The sequence below is a fragment of the Psychrobacter sp. H25 genome (assembly GCF_059076335.1).
Map to the genome: position 1 here is coordinate 1,994,158 of NZ_JCACRV010000001.1, position 20,648 is coordinate 2,014,805.

A 20,648-nucleotide genomic window follows, 5' to 3' on the forward strand; every position below is an offset into this window, starting at 1 on the left:
GAATGTAGGTAATTGATACCAGTATCAAGCCAATGGCTTTTGGACTGCCATCATATAATTAACATCGACATTTTGGGCAAGCCAATAGCGCTTAGTCAATGGATTGTAATGTAAGCCAATAATATCCTGACGGACAAACCCCGTGTCTATTGCCATCTTGTCTAATTCAGCTGGCGTGATGAACTTGGCATAGTCATGGGTACCGCGATCAAGCAATCGTAGTACGTATTCTGCTCCCACGATAGCAAACAGATACGACTTGGGGTTTCGGTTAATTGTCGACAGCACACAGACACCGCCAGGGGCTAGCAGTTCATAACAAGCCTGCACAATCGAGCTGGGATCAGGAACGTGCTCAAGCATTTCCATACAGGTTACGACATCGAACTGACCCGCATGCGTCTTTGCCAGCGCTTCTACTGGGATATGCTGGTAGCATAAAGTGCTTTCTAATCCGCTTTGTTCTGCGTGCAACGCCGCCGCTTTCAGGTTTTCGGTACCTAGGTCAATTCCTGTCACATCAGCATTGCGACGTGCCATAGACTCTGCCAATATGCCGCCACCGCAGCCAACATCAAGTACCTTTTTGCCAACAAGTCCTTGTTCAGCTGTTTTGGCAGACGTGCCATTATTACTAGTATCGCCCTGATAGCCACGTTTGATGTTTTCTTCTATCCAGTTCAAACGTAATGGATTGATCTCATGCAGAGTGGCAAAGGCACCTGTATTGCTCCACCATTCGCTTGCCAAATTATTGAATTTCTCGACTTCGCTAGGATCAACATTGACAGTATTAGCCGATCTATTATTTATGTTTTCGTCGTTTGAAGATGACGAAGCAGGTAAGGCTGAGATCATAGGATTGTCCTTGATTACTATTATAGTTGTTATCGTATGCAGTGCACGATTATGTGTTCAATATTAGCATGGCAGCTGCGAATTTGTCATAAGTACATCGTCACTGATTGTGAATAGGTTTGGTAAATACACATTTTTTACGAGTTATCACCTTGTCGCAGGCATTATTTGTTCGCATTATTCGTAATCATCACGGAGCAAGGATCATGATCAGTGTTGGCGAAATAAGGCCAAACCAGCTAAGACTGAAAAGCGCTAAGCAATATGTCTTCAATAATAGCTAACAGCTTTACAACTGTCGGTTAAGAATCCGATTCACAAGTGTATGCATTTTGCGTTATCATAGTCGATACCTTAATACTGCTGTATCGTTCGACTATACTTGGCGCTGCATCATTCAAACACGGTGAAAACTGCATATTGCAAATATCATGCGTTTGAATACCACCAGTGCACAAACCTCTTAACGAACTCTAAATCCCTACACCTCAAGGATAAAGTATGAAACGTGTCATGACACTGACTGGTCTAGCGATGGCCATTGGGCTTGCTTCTATGGGCTCACAAGCTGCGGACTATGTCGCTGGAAAAGATTATCGCGTACTAGACAATCCAGAAACCATCAGCGGTGATGCTATCATTGTTCGTGAGTTTTTCTGGTATGGCTGCCCGCATTGTAATGTTCTTGATCCGCATATGGAAAAATGGGCAAAAACCAAAGACAAAGATGTCGTGTTTTTTAGAACACCAGCAGCGCTCAACCCTGTTTGGGAAGCCAATGCACGTGGTTTTTACTCCGCTCAGCTTTTGGGCTTTGAAGACAAAACTCATGCTGCGTTGTTTGATGCCATCCATAAAGACGGCAAAAAACTGTTTGATCAATCATCATTGAGCAAATGGTATGCATCAAAAGGGGTGAACGAGAAGAAATTTAACAGTCTTTATAACTCATTTGCAGTGGGTACAAAAATTGGTCGCTCACAAGCAGGTGCTAAACGTTATCAACTGTCTGGCGTACCAGCCGTCGTTGTACAAGGCAAATATGTGGTAACTGGTGAAGATGCTAAAGTACCTAAAGTTGTTGAATATTTAGTCGATAAAGCGCGTGCTGAGAAAAAATAATTGAAACAAGCGCAAATCGAAACAGCCTAGTGATACATACAATATGAATCACTAGGTGATACAAAAAAGCCAATCATAATTGATTGGCTTTTTTATGCTCTAAAATATAATCGATATTATATGTATCTATTTTTTCAACTGCGACAAAATCGCTACTTCGCGGATATAGCTTGCCAAATCTTCTTTCGATTCTGCCAGTAGCTCATCGTCCTGCATGTGCTTAGCATACTCAATCCATAGCAGTAATTGATACATACTGTTGTGCTCAGAAGCTTTGTATTGCTTGACGAACTGCTTGAGCGTTCCTTCATCATTGATATTTAAACGATCGTACCAGCTTTCTATTTTAGAGACTTGCTCTTTTGGAAAGAATGCATCAAACAATGCTTTGACAAGTTCGTGGCGGTTTTCTTCGCTGATAAGTTTACCAACGCGCTTGGTCTGACGGTTGCGAGCATTAGCACTGGTAATGTCAGCCAATGCCATGAGCTCAGCCATAAAGTAATCACTGGCAGGTAGAGTCTTTAGCTGCTTTTTTGATAAGCTTGCAAGCGGTATAGACAATTGCTGCAAGCGCTCATGGGCTTTTTTGAGTTCTGTGCGCGAGACGCGCATGTCCTGTTCTTTCCAGTCGATCATAAAAGCGTTCCAAAATAATAAGTAATAAAATGAATAGGGTCGAAATGAATTACCAACGGCTTTTTTCGCGGTGCTTTGCCAATACTTTGACACCTTGTGGCATGGTATCAGTGAGGCGGCGCTGCAGGTGATCAGTAATAAATACTGAACGATGTTTACCGCCTGTACAGCCGATGGCAACGGTTACCGTATGACGATTATTGTGCAAGAACTCGGGTAGCCAACGCGTCAAAAATTTATCGATGTCATTGAGCATCTCTGTCACTTCAGGATAGTCGCTAAAAAAGGCATCTACTTCAATGTCGAGACCAGTCGATGCGCGCAGCTTGGGATTCCAGTGCGGATTGGGTAAAATCCTAACGTCAAATACAAAGTCCGCATCAATGGGACTGCCGTATTTAAAACCAAAAGACAGCAAATTAATGACGATTTGATTGTCCACACCAACATGTTCGCGCAAGCTGTCTTTTAGCTGATGGATGTTTAAACTACTGGTATCGATGGTGATATCTGCATGAGCAGAAATTGGCTCCAACAGCTCTACTTCTTTTTTGAGTGCAGCAGGCAAATTAAATGCAATGTGTCTGGCGTTGTCGCTATCGACATCTTGAGACATTAGCGGATGGACGCGGCGCGTCGCATTAAAACGTGCAATTAGCGTACTCTCTTGCGCTGTCACATATAGGACTTGTACTGCCTGCGCCCCATAAGTTTTTCGTAATAACTCATGTGTTGCTGCAAAGTTAGACAGATCAGCGCGCGGCGTGCGAATATCAACCCCAAGGGCAATACGATTGATACCGCTCTCACCAATCAGCTTGTGTGCCGCATTGGGTAACAATGATAAGGGTAGATTATCAATAGAATAATATCCCAGATCTTCTAGAATGTTCAGCACCGAGGTTTTCCCCGATCCTGAACGACCTGATACCACCAAGATGCTGAGCTTATCGGTTGATACTTGAGGCGTTGTCGATGCTGTATTATTATCGCTTTGATCCTGACGTGTATCCATGCTCTATTCATCCCATCTAGTACATTACGGTATAAAAAAGCTAACCCATTGTCATTAACTGATAATCACTAATTAATAGCCACTAACTGATTGTCCAATAACCGTGCACGCCCTAACCAAGCTGCGACCAAAATAACGAAATTTTTATTTTCTGCATTGAAGATTATTGAATCATTAGTCATGGCGTCTAGATCTTCAGTTTTTACTTCTAAATAGTCAATCACAAAACCTGCGTCGCTAATACGCTTACGTGCGTCTGCTAGCAATGTTTCAAACGCTTGCTGACTAATCCTGCTATTTGTTAATTTTTCGGCTAAATCTTGTAATGCTTGATGCAATATAGGCGCCGTATTTCGTTCAGATGTGCTTAAGTACTGATTGCGTGATGACAGTGCTAGCCCATCATCAGAACGAACAATAGGGGCGCCGATGATCTCGATGGGATAGCTCAAATCACGCACCAACTGCTTAATGATAGCCAGCTGCTGGTAATCTTTTTGTCCAAAGACGGCGATATCTGGTTGTACAATATTGAATAGCTTGGAGACCACAATACCCACACCATCAAAATGACCGGGACGTGATTGACCGCATAATTGATTGGCAATTTCACCAGCCAACACGCTGGTGGGTGATGGTAATACGGGATACATCTCTTCGATACTAGGGGCAAACACGTAATCTGTACCCACTGTCGCAAGCTTAGCCACGTCTTCGTCTAACGTACGCGGATAACTGTCAAAATCTTCACCCACGCCAAACTGAGTAGGATTCACAAAAATGCTCACGACAACCACATCCGCATGCTGCTTGGCAATTTTTACCAGCTCAAGATGACCGTCATGCAGATTGCCCATCGTTGGTACTAGAGCAATACGCTGCACACCTTTTTCCTTGGTATGCTGCTGACCACGGCAAGACTGCAAAACCTCACGTAACGACGAGATATGATGATGAATGATAGGAGACATGGTAATTTTTTCTTTTATTAAAGCGTTCTGTTATGTAAAAGCGTCAACGAGATTAATCGAATTGATGTTGTTCAGTCGGAAAGCTGCCTTCACGTACTGACTGTTGATACAAAGCAAAAGCGCCCTCGATACTGTGTGCGTCATTGCGTTCATCCGTCAGAAAATCATGTACAAAGCGTGGCACACGCCCATATACCATACCAAGCATGTCATGCATAACGAGTACCTGACCGTCGGTATCTGCGCCTGCTCCGATACCGATAACAGGTACCGCGACCGCTTCTGTGACTGCCTTTGCCAGTGCTGCTGGAACACATTCCAACACTAGTAGCGCCGCACCTGCATCAACGACCGCTTTAGCATCAGCGAGTAATTTGTCAGCCGCTTCATCACCGCGACCTTGAATTTTATAACCCCCAAAAACATTAACTGATTGCGGTGTCAGACCGAGATGTACACAAGTTGGTGTCCCTGCTTGCGCTAAGGTAGTAACCAGTTCACAAAGCTCATTGCCGCCTTCAATTTTGATTACATGCGCGCCTGCCTGCATCAGTTGACGACTATTGGCAATGGCTTCTGGCAATGTCGCATAGCTCATGAACGGTAGATCAGCCAGTATCAGAGCATGTTTGTTGCTACGGGCAATATTGGCGGTATGATAAGCCATATCGTTGATTGTCACAGGTATTGTCGAGTCATGGCCTTGCACGACCATTCCTAAGCTATCACCAATCAAAATCGTATCGATCTGCGCCTTATCCATCATCCGTGCAAACATTGAGTCATAGCACGTCAAACACGTAAACTTGGTGCCGTCTTTTTTAAATTTATTTAAAGTAGATAACGTTGTCATATGACCCTCAATTAACTTGTAACACCTTTAATTATTGATATTGCTAGCTGTAATTTTGCTGGCAATTGATTACGCTCTCATCGCATAACTTTGAACATTGACTATGGTTTATTTGATATCAAGCATCTGATAGTAGCTTTAAGCCTGTCCAATCGCAGCTTTGTGGATAGTCACCTATTGGTTTTTCCAATATAGTCAAATGTGGTGCCAGCTCTCGTAGTGGTATCAGGACAAAATTACGCTCGCCTAGGCCTGCATGTGGAATCGTTAGCTGCGGTTCAGCGACTTGTATATCTCCATACAACAAAATATCGACATCCAGGCTGCGTTCACCCCAACGACGTAAACGTGCTCGCTTGGCCGACATTTCTAACTGCTGACAGAAGCCAAGCAAATCAAGAGGACTTATCATTGTCTCAAAACCAGCAACTGCGTTAACAAAGTCTGGCTGATCCTGTGGTCCCATTGGCACTGATGCATAAAAAGAAGATACCGTCACTTTACGTATCTTCTCATGATTCTGCATATTTTTAAGCGCTTGCTGCAAATGCTCTATAGGTGACCCTAGCTCGTTAGTCAGATTGCTACCTAAGCCCACATAGCAAGTGAACCAAATGGTCTCGTCAATGCTATTAGTTGCCGATATAGATGTGTTGCTACCCGATACGTTGCCACTATCAAAACTACTTTTACTCATCCTACCACCATTTACAAATCATCCTGAGAACATTAAGCGTTATCGGTTCTAGGCTGACGACGGCGACGCTTTGATGGTACAGGGCCTTTACTCTCAGTCACTTTGATAGCATAGAGTTGGTCACTCGCCATTTGACTGGGTTGAGCAGGTTTAGCGGTAGTCGTCTTAGCTGGTCTTTTAGCTTTTGTAGGTGTAGCGACTTTCTTTGCTTCGGTATTTGTCGCTTCTTTGACATCAGCTTTACCAGTCGACTGAGCGACTTGTTTAGGTGCTTTTTTCGCATACTTTGCTGTTGCTGGCGCCTTATCATCAGCTTGTACTTGAGCACTGTCTGTGCTGTCAACAGTAGGCTCGCGGCGGCGACGCTTATGCGGAATTGGCTCGTTATTCATACTCACCAATGCAGGTGACCTTGCGATCGAGCGCGTTGGTTTTGCCTGACTAGACAATGAATTAGTCGAATTAGTCTCTGGCAGATCAGTTTTAGTAGGCTGATTCCTATTCTGACGATCAGCTTTGGCTGTTTGCTGCGTTGCATTGCTATCAATAGATGCTCGCTTCTGCGTAGCTTCTTGCTTGTTTACAGGCGTCTTGCTGCGCTTTGACGCTTTATCATCTGATAGCTGCTTCCGTAATGGCGGCACAACATTGTCATGCTCTATCACAAACAGCGGCGCAGGTTTAGAGTGATGACGTTTGTTTGCTGATTGATCATTGCTGCTGAGCGATAACTGCTGTAGCTGTGCAAGCTCGCTGCTATCTTGTTTCACCTGCTGCGTGTCGTGATGCTTACTACCATTTCGACCTGTTTTAGCTTGGCTGCTAGCGCGGCGACGACGTGCTGGGATATTCGATGGATCATTTACCATTGTCTGATCATTCCTACCCTGCTCAGCACTATTACTGGCTTTGCTTTGTTTAGCGCTGTTTTGATTAGATGATGCATTATCAATGGTATTCGCTTCTGGCTTTTGACGATTGCGTCCGCGACCACGTTGTCCTTTTTTGTAGGCACCGCGGCGAAGATTTTCATCAAACTCATCAATCGCCTGTTGTTGCTCGCGCTCAGACAATATCTGATATGTCTGCCACCAGTCACCCATATCATTGGTCGACTCTGATAGCGGGTGCTCAGCATCACCGCACTGTTCGCGCAGTAACAAAAAGTCAAAACCTGCACGAAAGCGTGGATGCTCAGAGAGCTGAACAATTTGTTTGCTACGAGGAGCGGCAAGTTTTGGCTGCAATATCCAAATATCACGGATAAACTGCTCAGCAAATTTTGGAATTGCTGTCTTGATACGTTGACGGTCAATAACTTTGCCAGCAGCATGCATTTGTGCTTCCGCAAACGGCATATTGCGCTTTTTGGCTTTTGCCAGTTGATGTAAATAGTTTTCCCACAGCAGCGCAGCATAGAAAAATGCTGGATTAATACTTTTGCCAGCAGCAATACGCTTATCAGTATTGATCGCTACTTGGTTGACCAAGGCGCTTGGCTCGGCTGGTGGATAAATGATAAGGCTATCAATGGCACCTGACTCAAAAAGTAACGGCAACAATGGCACTAAATAACCACCAGTAAACATTTTTTGCGTTTCATCATAGAGTCGATGCGGTGATATCTGCTCAAGCAGTGCCCAATTACCATCATGGAATTGCTCAGCCAATGCGTCATCAAACTCAAAGCCTAATTTTGCCTTAAAACGCAGGGCACGGAGCAAGCGCACAGGATCTTCTTCAATACGCACTGGCGCATTACCTAACAGGCGAATGACTCTATTATCGATGTCTTCCAGCGCACCGCAAAAGTCATGGACGACGCCTTTGAGCGGTTGATAATAGAGCGCATTGATAGAAAAATCACGGCGAGAAAAATCTTGTTGAATATCGCCCCAAACATTGTCGCGCAGGATCATACCATCACGATTGGTATTGGCATCGCTGGTTGGCGGACCGCGAAAAGTAGCCACTTCAATCAACTCGCGACCTGAATATACATGCGCTAACTGAAATCGACGACCGATAATACGGCAACGCTTACCAAAGACATCTTTGATCTCATGTGGTTTGGCATCAGTAACAGCGTCAAAGTCTTTCGGGCGCAAGCCCAATAAAGTATCGCGCACACCACCACCGACGATATAGGCATCAAACCCAGCTCGGGTCAATGTGGCAATCACTTCAGTAATGGAATTGGGTAATTCAGATTTGTTCAGTTCTAACTGCTTGGCGGCACGCTCGGCCATGCATCTACTCCTCGCCGGTATTCTTTAACTACCCCTGAATAACACAGCGTTTATCAGGCGGATGTACCCGCTAGTTTAACAAATTTTGGACGTACTGGGGGTGTTATGACATTTACTTACATGCTATTTTGTCAATATTAGGATTAATTAATGCAAAACGCAGCTATTAATCCACTACGCTTAAACGCTTTTGATTTTTCTCAACTGTTTTTGCCCCAATCCCTTTTACTTTTTCTAACTCGTCAACAGTCCTAAAACCACCAAACATCTCACGATATAGAATAATAGCCTGCGCCTTACTACTGCCAATGCCATCTAATGACACCAGCTCACCTTCACTGGCTCTATTAATATTGATTAATTTTTGCTCACGCGCTTGTATCACAGATTGCTCTTTTGCGATCAAATACTCATAGGCGCGTTTAGGATCATTAAAACAGGGCTCAGAGGCATTAGCCTCAATAGTTATACCGACAGTCGATACGAGACTAAAGACCGCTATTATAATCATTCTGGTAAATGACGTTTTATGCTGAGCGTTCATGTTGTTTCGCCGCTTCCCATAGTGCATCCATCTCTGATATATCGCTGTCCTCGACACGCTTGCCACTCGCTGCCAATCGCTCTTCGATATAGCCAAAGCGAGATTTGAATTTGTGCACGCAGGTTAAAGTCGCTGCTTCTGCATCGAGGTTTAGTTTACGTGCGACATTGACGAGCGCAAACATGCAGTCGCCTAATTCTTTTTCGACCTCTCTGATATTGGCTTTGACCTCAGCTGTGGGTTTATCTGTTAGCTCATGCTTGAGTTCAGCAATCTCTTCGTCCAGCTTGTCTACCGCACCTGCAACACCTTCCCAATCAAAACCTAACTTTGACGCTTGCTTTTGTACATCTTGTGCCTGCATCAAAGCACTACCCGCCTTAACCTGATCTAAGCGACGTTTTGATTTACCACGTGCCTCGCGTGCTTGCTGTTCTTCTAACTTGATTTCGTCCCAGCGCTCTTTTACCGCAGCGTCGTCTTGTAGCGTTTCAGCCTCAAACACATGTGGATGACGACGAACTAACTTCTCTTGCAAAGTACTGATGACATCGCTCATATCAAAGCGTCTTTGCTCAGCATACATCTGACAATGAAACACCACTTGCAGTAGCACATCGCCAAGCTCGCCCTTGATATCTTCGTCATCGTCGCTTTGTACCGCTTCGCCTAGCTCATAAGCCTCTTCGATAGCATAAGGAATAAGGCTATGATTGGTTTGCTTTTTGTCCCACGGACAGTCTGCTCTTAATCGTGCCATCAACGCTAAAAGATCATCGAGCGATCCGCTAGGGGCTGGTGTTCCTTGTACCGGCTTCGGCTCGGTAGTAGTATTCACAATACTCATGATGGTAACTCTTATAATTTTATGGGTTAATTATCTACTTAACAGAACGTATCGCTTATTATTTTATAACTCAATGTGGCGTATATTTGATTTGCATGGTTGATGGGCATATATTTTGACCCTACCTATCGACACACGCCTCACACCTTTAGTAGTTAGTGTATCATTGAACACAACTTGATTTATAATCGTGCTACGCGCGTTTTAACTCTATCACCGCTCATTCCCAAGGAATTTTATCATTATGTCAACTTCTGCTGCCACCAGCTATCAACCTGCAACGGAATTTACTCCTATTACTATTGGTTCGTTTAAAGCATACGATATTCGCGGCGAGCTGGGCGTCAGTTTAGATGAAGACATAGCCTATCGTATCGGACGAGCATTCGCACAGATTTTGTATCAGCGTTATCAGGCAGCAGTAAAGGCTCAGAATAATGATATGACAGCTCTGAAGCCAGCTATCACTATTGGTAGCGATATTCGTCATTCTAGTGAGCAATTAAAACAAGCCGCCATTCAAGGAATAATGGATGCCGGTGTCGACGTTATTGATTTGGGTATGAGCGGTACTGAAGAAGTGTATTTTGCTACCAGCCATTACGACACGCTTGGCGGTATCGAAGTCACTGCCAGCCACAACCCTATCAACTACAATGGCCTAAAACTGGTCAAAGAGTATTCAAAACCTATCAGTGCTGATGATGGGTTGGCAGAGATTCAGGCATTGGCAGAATCGGGACAATTCACTACAGACAACCAATCAGGTAAATTGCAGTTACTGACCGATAAAAGCGCATACATCGATCATGTTATGACTTTTATTAATGTTGATAAGCTCAAGCCACTCAAGCTGGTGATCAACTCAGGCAATGGCAGCGCAGGTCCCGTGGTCGATTTACTAATCGATCAACTGTCCCAAGCTGGTGCACCTATTGAAGTGATTAAGCTGCACCATACCCCTGATGGTAGCTTCCCTAATGGTATTCCTAATCCAATGATTGAAGCCAATAGAGTGGCCACTCAGCAAGCGGTTTTGGATAACAACGCCGACCTTGGTATTGCTTTTGATGGGGATTTTGATCGCTGCTTCTTGTTTGATGAGCGAGGTGAGTTTATCGATGGTAGCTACGTCGTTGGCATGCTCGCCCAAGCGTTTTTGAATAAACATCAAGAACAAAGCGAATCAATCGTCTATGATCCACGTGTCATTTACAATACTGAAGCGGTGATAGAAAAGCACAACGGTAAGGCTGTCATCAGTAAATCTGGACACTCATTTATTAAGCAAGTCATGCGCAGCTCGGGTGCCGTGTATGGTGGTGAGATGTCTGCTCATCACTATTTCCGTGACTTTTTCTATTGCGATAGCGGTATGATTCCGTGGCTATTGACGATTGAGCTTCTGTCTGTCACTGGCAAGACCTTATCAGAATTAGTCACAGGTTACATTGAAAATTACCCAAGTTCAGGTGAATTAAACTTTCGCCTGACCACCCTCGATGCACCAACCATTATTAATGCCATTGAAGAAAAATTCAGTTTGGATAATCCTACCAAATCAACTCTAGATGGTTTAAGTCTGAACTTTGGTGACTGGCGCTTTAATTTACGTGCATCGAATACCGAACCACTTATTAGATTGAATATCGAGAGTCGTGGTGATAAAGAACTGCTGACCACTAAAACTCAAGCTATTCAGCAATGGCTAGCGGATAAAGGAGCTGTGCTCGCATAGCCTCATCGTTTAGTGCTGATTAGACATTCAAAAAACGCTCACTAATGCTATTTAGTGAGCGTTTTTTGATTAATATGTATTGTGAAAACTATGAAAACAAGCTATTTAGATCGGCCAATACCCATATAGCCCCCTACCAAATCATTGATTTGCGTTCGAGTGAGAGCGTTTTGTGCATCAAATATAGGCATCGCTTGCTGATTTATTTTGGCAATATCCAACTGATCTCGCGGTGACCAACTGATAATAAAAATAGCGTTGGCATCGTCCAAGCCTTCGTAAGGGTTAGTAGTCAATTTGAGTAATGGCTGCTGTTGGTAGCGCTCGGCAAGTTCAGCCTGCGCCTTATCACCATACACCAACGTACGAATATTATAAGACCATAACAATGCCAATAGCGGATGAATAGCGGACCCTGCAGTACGTCCTGAACCTGACTTGTAACTGCCGCCCCAAACCATGACAGTTTTATTATCGATAAAACCATCAAAATATTGCCAAAACTTACGAAATATCAATTCTTTTTGATCTTTATTAATGTGTACGACAGAATCTAATAAAGGCATATCCAGACTGTTTATTTTGCTCGACTGCTGCAACTTGATCAGCTCGGTAGGTAGGGTGTTACCACCAAATCCCCATCCTGCTTGTAGATAGCTGCTGCCTACACGCTCATCTAACCCCATTATACGACTGACCTGACTGATATCAACGTTCTGACTATCAGCCAAGCGTGACATTTCATTCATAAAACTTACTCGTGTTGCCAGCATCGCCATGATACTACTACGAGCAAACTCAATTGTTGCGATATCAGCATAATGAGCAGCACGCGCATGCTGCATTAACGGTTTTAACACCTGTAGCTGCTGACTACTGCTCGCTGTCTTTTCACCCAATAGCCATAGCGAAGGGTTCAACATCGAGCTATACGCATTCCCATCTTGCAAGAATACAAAGGGCACGTAATACACCCATGCACGCTGCAAACGCTGAGCCAGTTCCGATACATGACCTAGCTGTTCAATACCGCTCATGATAACCGGTATATTCTGCTGATGGCTGTGGTTAAAAGCGGTAATCCAGCTGTCCTCTGTCCATACTGACTGAGCGCTATCAAGAAACAACCAATATAGTGCTGCAAGACTCTGCGTATCAGCTTCGTTGTGACTTGTAGGCTCATAGTATGCTATTACTGTCTCCGCACTAGCTGGCAATGCTTTGCTAATGATAACTTGCTGTTGCTCATACATATGCCACAGTGCTTGCAAATGATGCTCAAAACCATACTGTTGTATCTGCTCAGTCAATAGATCTATATCTGCATAAAGATGCACACGCTGTCCAAGGCTTGCCAGCACGACCGCACTGCTAATCGCTTCTATACTATGACCAATGAGCACACATACTGCAGGCTCACTCATTTGATTGGTTTCAGATATGTTTTTATATTTATGCTTATAGCTGTCATTTTTGGCAGTCTCCATGAGCGTACTTTCCTGTATTGTTGACCCATAACCGTTATTAGGACAACTTTTTAATATGTTGTAATAACTGGTCAGTAGAAGTATCAAATTGACCTTGAGACTCTTTTTGCATGGCATCATGGACAGACTCTGCCATTTGTTTGCCCATCTCAACCCCCCACTGGTCAAACGGGTTGATATCCCAAATACTGGCCATCACATAGACTTTGTGTTCGTAGAGCGCGATCAGTGCCCCTAAACTATGCGGTGTCAGCTCATCAATAAGTAATGTGGTTGATGGTTGATTACCACGGTAGTACTTGTATTTATCTACAGGAGATACTGTTGTTTGATCGACCAGTTCTGTCACGGCAGCATTACCAAATGCCAGTACCCGACTTTGCGCCAGACAATTGGCTAAAGACAGTTCATGCTGCTGCTGTAATGAAGTATTTTGCGCCTGATCACTATAGCGACGTACGCAAGCGATAAAATCACAAGAGACTTGCTGTGTGCCTTGATGCAGGAGTTGATAAAAGGCATGCTGGGCGTTTGAACCAATTTCTCCCCATAGAATCGGACAAGTATCATAGTCAATATGATCGCCGTACTGAGTGACCGACTTACCATTACTTTCCATCTCAAGCTGGGTAAGATAGCTCGGTAGATAACCTAGCCTGCCATCATAAGGTAATACGGTATGAGCACTTACTTTCAAAAACGTACTGTTCCATACTGCTAGCAATCCTAACAATACTGGTAGGTTGTCCGCAAAATCAGATTGTGCAAAGTGCTCATCCATACTATGTGCACCGCTTAACAGCTCTTTGAACCCAGCCATACCAATACGGATAGCAATGGCAAGCCCAATCGCCGACCATAGAGAAAAGCGCCCGCCTACCCACTCCCAAAGCTCTAGCTGATGCTCAGGGTGAATCCCCCATGTATCCATCTTTGCACTGCTGGCCGAGATACCTATAAAATGCCGGCGTAGCACACTATCTTCTGTACCGGCACGCAGTTTCGCTGTAGCAAGTAACCATGATAGTGCTGTTCTAGCATTAGATAGCGTATCAACTGTGCCAAAAGATTTAGAGGAAATAATAAATAAAGTGGTTTCAGGATTTAAGTGCTTGAGCAGATTATCGAGCTGAGTACCATCCATGTTGGAGACAAAATGTACCTCGATACTAGTATCTGCCCACTCATCAAGCGCCGTAGTCGCCATCAGTGGTCCAAGGTCAGAACCACCGACTCCAATGTTAACAACATCGGTGATGGCTTTTCCTGAGAACCCACGCCACGTTCCGCTACGAATACGTTCGGATAGTCTCGCCACCTGCCCTAGGCTGTGATGTACATCGGCAACAATATTTTGCTCACCTGCTTGTAGCTTTGCCGTCTCAGGTAAACGCAATGCTGTATGTAACGCCGCACGCTCTTCACTGTTATTAACCATCGCACCTTGCATAAGCGCATCAATTCGAGAGTGCAACTCACAGCTGTCTGCTAGCTGTAACAGACTATCTACTACCTGCTCATCTATGCACTGTTTGCTGTAGTCCATATACAATGCACCCGCTTGGGTACTAAAGCGTATCGCACGGCTATCATCTTGCGCAAATAAATCTGCTAGCGACCATGAGCGCGACGCAAGAGATTGTAAGTGCTCCCAATGCTCAGAGCCACGAGCACGCTTATACTTTTTATTGCCTTTTATCTCTTCCATCGGTTACTTATCGTCCGCTAGTTGCTGCTTAGCAAAGTAGATAAAAGCCTGCATATATGAGCGCATATCACCTGCGTCATAACTATCACCGCGCATGGTGGTGACATGCACGCCGTACTTACTAATCAAAGCATCAATCGCATCCGTTAGTTGAATTTCACCACCGACTGAGGCTTTGGTATTGGCCAGATAGTCAAAAATATGATTGCTAAAGATATAACGGCCTACAACCGCCAGTTTCGAAGGCGCTTCTGCTAAGTTTGGCTTTTCCACAAATCCTGCAACTTTAAAGCTAGTATTAACATCTACGTGGTCGTTCACTTCACTATTATTACTCAGTTTAGCGATACCATATTTATGCACATCCTCATCTGCCACTTGATCAACCAATATCTGTGAATGACCATCTTTAGCAAATGCATCGATCATAAAAGCCAAATTATCAGCCGACATGTCATTAGTAAACGGATCAAGCACAACATCTGGAAGCAATACCGCAAAATCATGATTGCCGATAATGGGGCGTGCTGACAATACCGCATGCCCTAGACCCAAAGCTTTACCTTGACGTATCATCGATACGGTGACGTCTTCTGGTAGCCAGTTCAAGCTGTCAGCCAGCTCATCTTTACCTTTATGGCGCAGTTGGTTATCGAGCTCAGCATTGACATCAAAGTAGTTTTCAATTGCGCTTTTTTGCGCATGACCGACCAAGACGATATGCTTAATACCTGCAGCAATGGCCTCTTCTACCACGTAATGAATAGCTGGACGATTACCCAAAGGCAACAACTCTTTAGGTACAGATTTAGACAATGGCAACATACGAGTACCAAAGCCTGCGACGGGGATAACAGCATGCGTTATTTTATTCATAGTTTTTTAGCTATATTAAAAAGATGAGTTTAGAGAAGAATATTAAATAAGTAATAGGATTTAATAAATCTTAAGACATAGTATATCCGTTTGGATTCATACTCTGCCAGTGCCATGTATCTTTACACATATCGGCAATTGATAGTTCTGCTTGCCAACCTAATAAATTCTTCGCTTTCTCCGAACTGGCATAGCAACTGGCAATATCGCCTGCACGTCGAGACGCAAACTGGTAAGGAATAGCTTGTCCAGACACGTCAGAGAATGTGGATATTAGCTCTAATACAGAAGTACCTTTGCCAGTTCCTAAATTGATAGGTAAAAACCCAATTGGACTGGCTGTATTTGAATAGATTTCTGAACTAGTTTGCTGCTCTAAATAGTCAAGCGCTGCTACATGACCTTGAGCCAAGTCGGTCACATGTATGAAGTCCCTGACACCAGTCCCATCAATAGTGGAGTAATCATTACCAAAAATACTTAGCTTTTCAAGCTTACCGATAGCAACTTGAGAAACATAAGGCATGAGGTTGTTTGGAATATCATTTGGATCTTCACCGATCTGCCCTGATGCATGTGCACCTACAGGATTAAAATACCTTAAAGAAATAAGATTCCAACTGTCATCTGATACCGCGAGATCTTCTAGTATATACTCTACAGCAAGCTTACTTTGTCCGTATGGATTGGTACAGGAACGTTTCGAGCTCTCATCAATAGGTAAGGTATCGGGGTCGCCATATACAGTTGCAGATGATGAGAAAACTAAGTTTTTCACATTATACTCTGACATGACCTCTAGCAAAGTAATGGTACCGCTAACATTGTTATTGTAGTATAACAATGGTTTGACGACTGATTCGCCAACAGCTTTTAACCCAGCAAAGTGAATCACCCCAAAGAACTCATGCAAAGCAAAAACTTCTCTGAGCAACTCACAATCTCGAATATCACCTTCGATAAACTCAATTGTCTCTCCAATAAGAGTAGAGACACGGTTAATTGCTTCACGGCTACTATTAGATAAGTTATCGTACACAACAATATCATAACCAGCTTCATGTAAAGCTATACAAGTGTGCGAACCTATATATCCAGCACCGCCAGTGACTAATATTTTGTTTTTCATAAAGTTTTCAGACATAAAAAAGACACCCCATTGTAGGGGTGCCCTCTCAACATTTCAACAAAGTTTTGGTAGTTAGTAGGCTTTTGCCTATCTTACCAACCAGTAACTTCTTTTAGCTTGTCACCAAGCTTAGATGGGTCACGCGTATACGCGATACCAGCATCTTCAAACGCTTTGAATTTTTCTTCAGCAGTACCTTGACCACCAGAAATGATAGCGCCAGCATGACCCATGCGCTTGCCTTCTGGAGCGGTAACACCAGCGATATAACCAACAACTGGCTTGGTTACATGGTCTTTGATGTAAGCAGCAGCTTCTTCTTCAGCAGTACCGCCAATCTCACCGATTAGGATGATAGCTTCAGTTTGTGGATCCGCTTCGAATAGTTTTAGGGCATCAATCTGGTTCATACCAGGGATAGGATCACCACCGATACCGATACAGGTTGACTGACCAAAACCAAGCTTAGTTGTTTGAGCAACCGCTTCATAAGTTAACGTACCAGAGCGTGAGATGATACCCACTTTACCTGGCTGATGGATATGGCCTGGCATGATGCCGATTTTGCACTGGCCTGGAGTGATAACACCTGGGCAGTTAGGACCAACCAAACGTACGTCGCCCGCTTCTTCAAGATAGCGTTTTGCTTTTAGCATATCGATAGTCGGTACGCCTTCAGTGATCACAACGATCAACTTAACGCCAGCATCGATTGCTTCAACGATAGAGTCTAGTACAAATGGTGCTGGTACATAGATGACAGAAGCGTCAGCTTGAGTCGCTTCCATCGCTTCGCTCATAGTGTTAAATACTGGTAGGCCTAGGTGCGTTTGACCGCCTTTACCTGGAGTCACACCACCAACAACTTTAGTACCATATTCGATGGCTTGCTCAGAATGGAACGTACCATTTTTACCAGTAAAACCCTGTACCAATACTTTGGTATCTTTATCGATTAATACACTCATTATATTTTCCTTGTATTCGGTTGTCTTGCAATAGTGGTCTTTATAACTCTTATTATCAGATATTGATAACCAATCTTTGTTATAAAAACCACTATTACGATTTGACTACTATGCTTAAAGACTTAGGCTTTAACAGCATCGACAATTTTTTGAGCCGCGTCAGATAGACCTTGAGCTGAAATCAATTTTAGACCAGACTCTTCTAGAATTTGTGCGCCTTTCTCAGCGTTGTTACCTTCTAAACGAACAACAACTGGTACTTGCACGTCAACTTCTTTGATAGCAGCGATGATAGCTTCTGCAATCATGTCACAACGTACGATACCGCCAAAGATGTTGATTAGAACGCCTTCAACACTGCTGTCTTCTAGAATAATTTTGAACGCTTCAACAACGCGATCTTTGGTTGCGCCGCCGCCAACGTCCAAGAAGTTAGCAGGCTTGCCGCCATACAACTTGATGATATCCATGGTCGCCATTGCAAGACCAGCACCGTTCACCATACAACCGATGTTACCTTCTAGAGCAACATAGTTTAGGTCAAACTCAGCTGCTTTAAGCTCACGCTCGTTTTCTTGCGTCTTGTCTTGTAGCGCTGCAATTTTAGGCAGACGATATAGTGCGTTTGAATCGATACCGATTTTACCATCAACACAAACGATTTCGCCGTTTTCACGAACGGCCAATGGGTTGATTTCCATTAGGGCAAAGTCGTTTTCAACAAATGCTTTATAAGCACCAGTCATCAATTTAACGAACTGGTTAATTTGCTTGCCTTCTAGACCAAGTTTGAACGCAACATCACGCGCTTGGAAAGGCATTAAACCAACTAAAGGATCAACATTTACTTTGAAGATTTTTTCTGGGGTGCTATGTGCTACTTCTTCGATATCTACGCCACCTTCGGTAGATGCCATGAACGTTACACGGCGAGTTGCACGATCTACAACGGCACCAAGATATAGCTCAGTCTGTACTGGGTACATATCTTCTGCAACCAATACGAAGTTTACTGGCTGACCGTCAGCGTCAGTTTGGAACGTTACTAGGTTAGTACCGATCAGCTCTTCAGCAACTTGCTTCGCTTCTTCACGAGTTTTAACCAGCTTTACGCCACCCGCTTTACCGCGACCACCAGCATGTACTTGCGCTTTAATTACCGCAATATCAGTTGGGGTTTTATCGAAAGCTGCAGCAGCTTCTTCACCGTTATGGGCGATGATGCCTTCTTGAATTGGCAAACCGTAGCTTTTTAATAGCTCTTTTGCTTGATACTCATGTAAATTCATTGATTGTATCCTTTATTTTTTACAATTAATAAAAAGTGAAATCAAGTACGCACATATATTAAGCATACATATAACGCACTCATGATCGTGGCTATCGCCAACATAGCGATACCACAATCAGGTTGTAAATCGACAATAACTAAATTAACTACTTATTTTTTACGCTTTTTGCGCTGGATAGCATGGATAGCACGGCCGTCTGCAGATAGAGCAGCTTCATGCACTGCTTCTGAGATAGTTGGATGTGCAAAGGTCATTAGCTGCAAATCTTCAACACTAGAGACAAATTCCATCGCAATCATACCTTGATGAACGATATCACCAGCACCAGCAGAGATCGCATGCATACCTAACAGACGATCTGTTTTCGCATCAGCGACTACTTTGACAGAACCTTGCGCTTCACTTTGAGCGAGTGCACGGCCGTTGGCAGCTAAGTTGAAAGAACCTGTTTTAACTTCATAGCCAGCTTCTTCAGCTTCTTGCTCAGTCAAACCTACCCATGCAATTTCTGGGTGAGTATAAATGACATTGATGATAGTGTCATAGTTAACTTGAGGTTTTTCGCCATGAATACGCTCAACAGCCATCATGCCCTCTTCCATAGCTTTATGCGCAAGCATAGGACCACGGACCAAATCACCGATAGCATAAACACCATCAAGATTGGTTTTACACTGGTCATTGACATCGATAAGGCCACGTTCAGTCAACGTGATACCGCTATCATCACCAAGCAGTTTTTCAGAATAAGCGCGACGACCAACACAAACGATCAGCTTATCAAAGCTTTCCTCGCTCGATTCGCCTTTGTTTTCACTAGTGACGACAACTTGGTCACCTTGAACTTCAGCGTTGGTTACTTTGGTATCGACACGGATATCAAGACCTTGCTTCTTCAGCATTTTGCCAGCTTCTTTTGAGATGTCTTTGTCAGCGGCAGCTAAGAAGCTAGGAAGTGCTTCGTAAACTACTACTTCTGCACCTAAACGACGCCATACTGAACCAAGCTCAAGTCCGATAACACCAGCACCGATAACGCCTAAACGCTTAGGTACTTCAGTGAAATCAAGTGCGCCAGTTGAATCAACAATACGGTCACCATCAGTTTTGGCAACAGGAATCTCGATAGGCACAGAACCTGCCGCAAGAATAACGTTCTTAGCAGTGATCGTCGTTTCGCTGTCGTCTTCTAGAGCAGTAAATTTGACTTTTTTGTCAGTGCCCGTACCATCAACTAGAGTACCCCAGCCTTGTAGCCAGTCAACACCATTGCCTTTTAGCAACGCTGCAACACCGCCAGTCAATTGCTTGACGATACCTTCTTTGCGCTCTATCATTTTTTCGATATTGATAGCAACGTCACCAGTACTGATACCGTGCTCGTCAAGATCATGCTTAGTGGCTTCATAACGATGTGAGCTGTCAAGCAAGGCTTTTGATGGGATACAACCAACGTTTAAGCAAGTGCCACCAAGTGCTGGCTCACCTTTATAAACGCGCTTTTCGATACAGGCAACGCTCATACCGAGTTGACCTGCACGAATAGCCGCTTCGTAACCACCAGGACCGCCGCCGATGACGACTAAATCATAATTGTCTTTCATAGTACGTTCCTATTTTTAATTGTATGTGTCATTTAAATAAATTGTTATCTT

18 protein-coding genes are annotated in these 20,648 nt (G+C 43.8%); 2 read left to right on the plus strand and 16 right to left on the minus strand.

From position 1 onward, the window contains the following. Positions 1 to 24: 24 nt before the first annotated feature. Positions 25 to 858 carry a bifunctional 2-polyprenyl-6-hydroxyphenol methylase/3-demethylubiquinol 3-O-methyltransferase UbiG gene (ubiG, locus tag AC5JPO_RS08060; RefSeq protein ID WP_493853784.1) on the minus strand — a complete coding sequence of 278 codons (834 nt, stop codon included), beginning with the start codon at positions 856 to 858 and terminating at the stop codon, positions 25 to 27. Positions 859 to 1,359: 501 nt separating this feature from the next. On the opposite strand from ubiG, the gene AC5JPO_RS08065 reads away from it, so the two are divergent. Continuing rightward, on the plus strand, positions 1,360 to 1,980 hold the full coding sequence (locus tag AC5JPO_RS08065; protein WP_493853785.1) for a thiol:disulfide interchange protein DsbA/DsbL: 621 nt from the start codon (positions 1,360 to 1,362) through the stop codon (positions 1,978 to 1,980). A 126-nt stretch (positions 1,981 to 2,106) separates the two neighbouring features. On the opposite strand, the gene yjgA is transcribed toward AC5JPO_RS08065, so the two are convergent. The 8 genes from yjgA to mazG form a co-directional block, all read right to left on the minus strand. Beyond that, a complete protein-coding gene (yjgA, locus tag AC5JPO_RS08070; protein WP_319050683.1) occupies positions 2,107 to 2,619 on the minus strand; it encodes a ribosome biogenesis factor YjgA in 513 nt (170 codons plus the stop codon). A 49-nt stretch (positions 2,620 to 2,668) separates the two neighbouring features. Then, positions 2,669 to 3,634 (minus strand): RNase adapter RapZ, encoded by a 966-nt coding sequence (gene rapZ / locus AC5JPO_RS08075; RefSeq protein ID WP_493843936.1) that lies wholly within the window; start codon positions 3,632 to 3,634, stop codon positions 2,669 to 2,671. A 68-nt stretch (positions 3,635 to 3,702) separates the two neighbouring features. Continuing rightward, positions 3,703 to 4,605 (minus strand): pantoate--beta-alanine ligase, encoded by a 903-nt coding sequence (gene panC, locus AC5JPO_RS08080; RefSeq protein WP_493853786.1) that lies wholly within the window; start codon positions 4,603 to 4,605, stop codon positions 3,703 to 3,705. Positions 4,606 to 4,657: 52 nt separating this feature from the next. Continuing rightward, complete coding sequence (gene panB / locus AC5JPO_RS08085; protein WP_493853787.1) at positions 4,658 to 5,458, minus strand: 3-methyl-2-oxobutanoate hydroxymethyltransferase; 801 nt, start codon at positions 5,456 to 5,458, stop codon at positions 4,658 to 4,660. 118 nt (positions 5,459 to 5,576) lie between these two features. Continuing rightward, the gene (gene folK / locus AC5JPO_RS08090; protein WP_493853788.1) at positions 5,577 to 6,155 is read right to left on the minus strand and encodes a 2-amino-4-hydroxy-6-hydroxymethyldihydropteridine diphosphokinase; all 579 of its coding nucleotides are present in this window, start codon (positions 6,153 to 6,155) and stop codon (positions 5,577 to 5,579) included. A 32-nt stretch (positions 6,156 to 6,187) separates the two neighbouring features. Next, a complete protein-coding gene (pcnB, locus tag AC5JPO_RS08095) occupies positions 6,188 to 8,404 on the minus strand; it encodes a polynucleotide adenylyltransferase PcnB (RefSeq protein ID WP_493853789.1) in 2,217 nt (738 codons plus the stop codon). Positions 8,405 to 8,570: 166 nt separating this feature from the next. Next, entirely contained in the window at positions 8,571 to 8,948 is a 378-nt protein-coding gene (locus AC5JPO_RS08100; protein WP_493853790.1) for a ComEA family DNA-binding protein, read from the minus strand. Beyond that, positions 8,932 to 9,795, minus strand: a complete 864-nt coding sequence (gene mazG, locus AC5JPO_RS08105; RefSeq protein ID WP_493853791.1) for a nucleoside triphosphate pyrophosphohydrolase — start codon at positions 9,793 to 9,795, stop codon at positions 8,932 to 8,934. The genes AC5JPO_RS08100 and mazG overlap by 17 nt, the downstream gene beginning before the upstream one ends. Positions 9,796 to 10,039: 244 nt before the next feature. Here mazG and AC5JPO_RS08110 point away from each other — a divergent pair, with 244 nt between their 5' ends. After that, the gene (locus AC5JPO_RS08110) at positions 10,040 to 11,533 is read left to right on the plus strand and encodes a phosphohexomutase domain-containing protein (RefSeq protein ID WP_493853792.1); all 1,494 of its coding nucleotides are present in this window, start codon (positions 10,040 to 10,042) and stop codon (positions 11,531 to 11,533) included. Between the two features lie 101 nt (positions 11,534 to 11,634). Here AC5JPO_RS08110 and AC5JPO_RS08115 read toward each other — a convergent pair whose 3' ends face one another. The 7 genes from AC5JPO_RS08115 to lpdA form a co-directional block, all read right to left on the minus strand. Beyond that, positions 11,635 to 13,020: a UDP-glucose/GDP-mannose dehydrogenase family protein gene (locus AC5JPO_RS08115; RefSeq protein ID WP_493853793.1), complete on the minus strand. Its 1,386-nt coding sequence runs from the start codon at positions 13,018 to 13,020 to the stop codon at positions 11,635 to 11,637. Positions 13,021 to 13,057: 37 nt separating this feature from the next. Further along, positions 13,058 to 14,728: a glucose-6-phosphate isomerase gene (pgi, locus tag AC5JPO_RS08120; RefSeq protein WP_493853794.1), complete on the minus strand. Its 1,671-nt coding sequence runs from the start codon at positions 14,726 to 14,728 to the stop codon at positions 13,058 to 13,060. Positions 14,729 to 14,731: 3 nt separating this feature from the next. Further along, complete coding sequence (locus AC5JPO_RS08125) at positions 14,732 to 15,604, minus strand: UTP--glucose-1-phosphate uridylyltransferase (RefSeq protein WP_493853795.1); 873 nt, start codon at positions 15,602 to 15,604, stop codon at positions 14,732 to 14,734. Between the two features lie 70 nt (positions 15,605 to 15,674). After that, positions 15,675 to 16,748, minus strand: a complete 1,074-nt coding sequence (galE, locus tag AC5JPO_RS08130) for a UDP-glucose 4-epimerase GalE (RefSeq protein WP_493853796.1) — start codon at positions 16,746 to 16,748, stop codon at positions 15,675 to 15,677. Positions 16,749 to 16,825: 77 nt separating this feature from the next. Beyond that, positions 16,826 to 17,701 (minus strand): succinate--CoA ligase subunit alpha, encoded by an 876-nt coding sequence (gene sucD / locus AC5JPO_RS08135; protein WP_298808923.1) that lies wholly within the window; start codon positions 17,699 to 17,701, stop codon positions 16,826 to 16,828. Between the two features lie 122 nt (positions 17,702 to 17,823). Then, positions 17,824 to 18,990 carry an ADP-forming succinate--CoA ligase subunit beta gene (sucC, locus tag AC5JPO_RS08140; protein ID WP_201579290.1) on the minus strand — a complete coding sequence of 389 codons (1,167 nt, stop codon included), beginning with the start codon at positions 18,988 to 18,990 and terminating at the stop codon, positions 17,824 to 17,826. A 152-nt stretch (positions 18,991 to 19,142) separates the two neighbouring features. Then, positions 19,143 to 20,597, minus strand: coding sequence for a dihydrolipoyl dehydrogenase (lpdA, locus tag AC5JPO_RS08145; protein WP_493843946.1), 1,455 nt, complete (start codon positions 20,595 to 20,597; stop codon positions 19,143 to 19,145). Positions 20,598 to 20,648 lie beyond the last annotated feature (51 nt).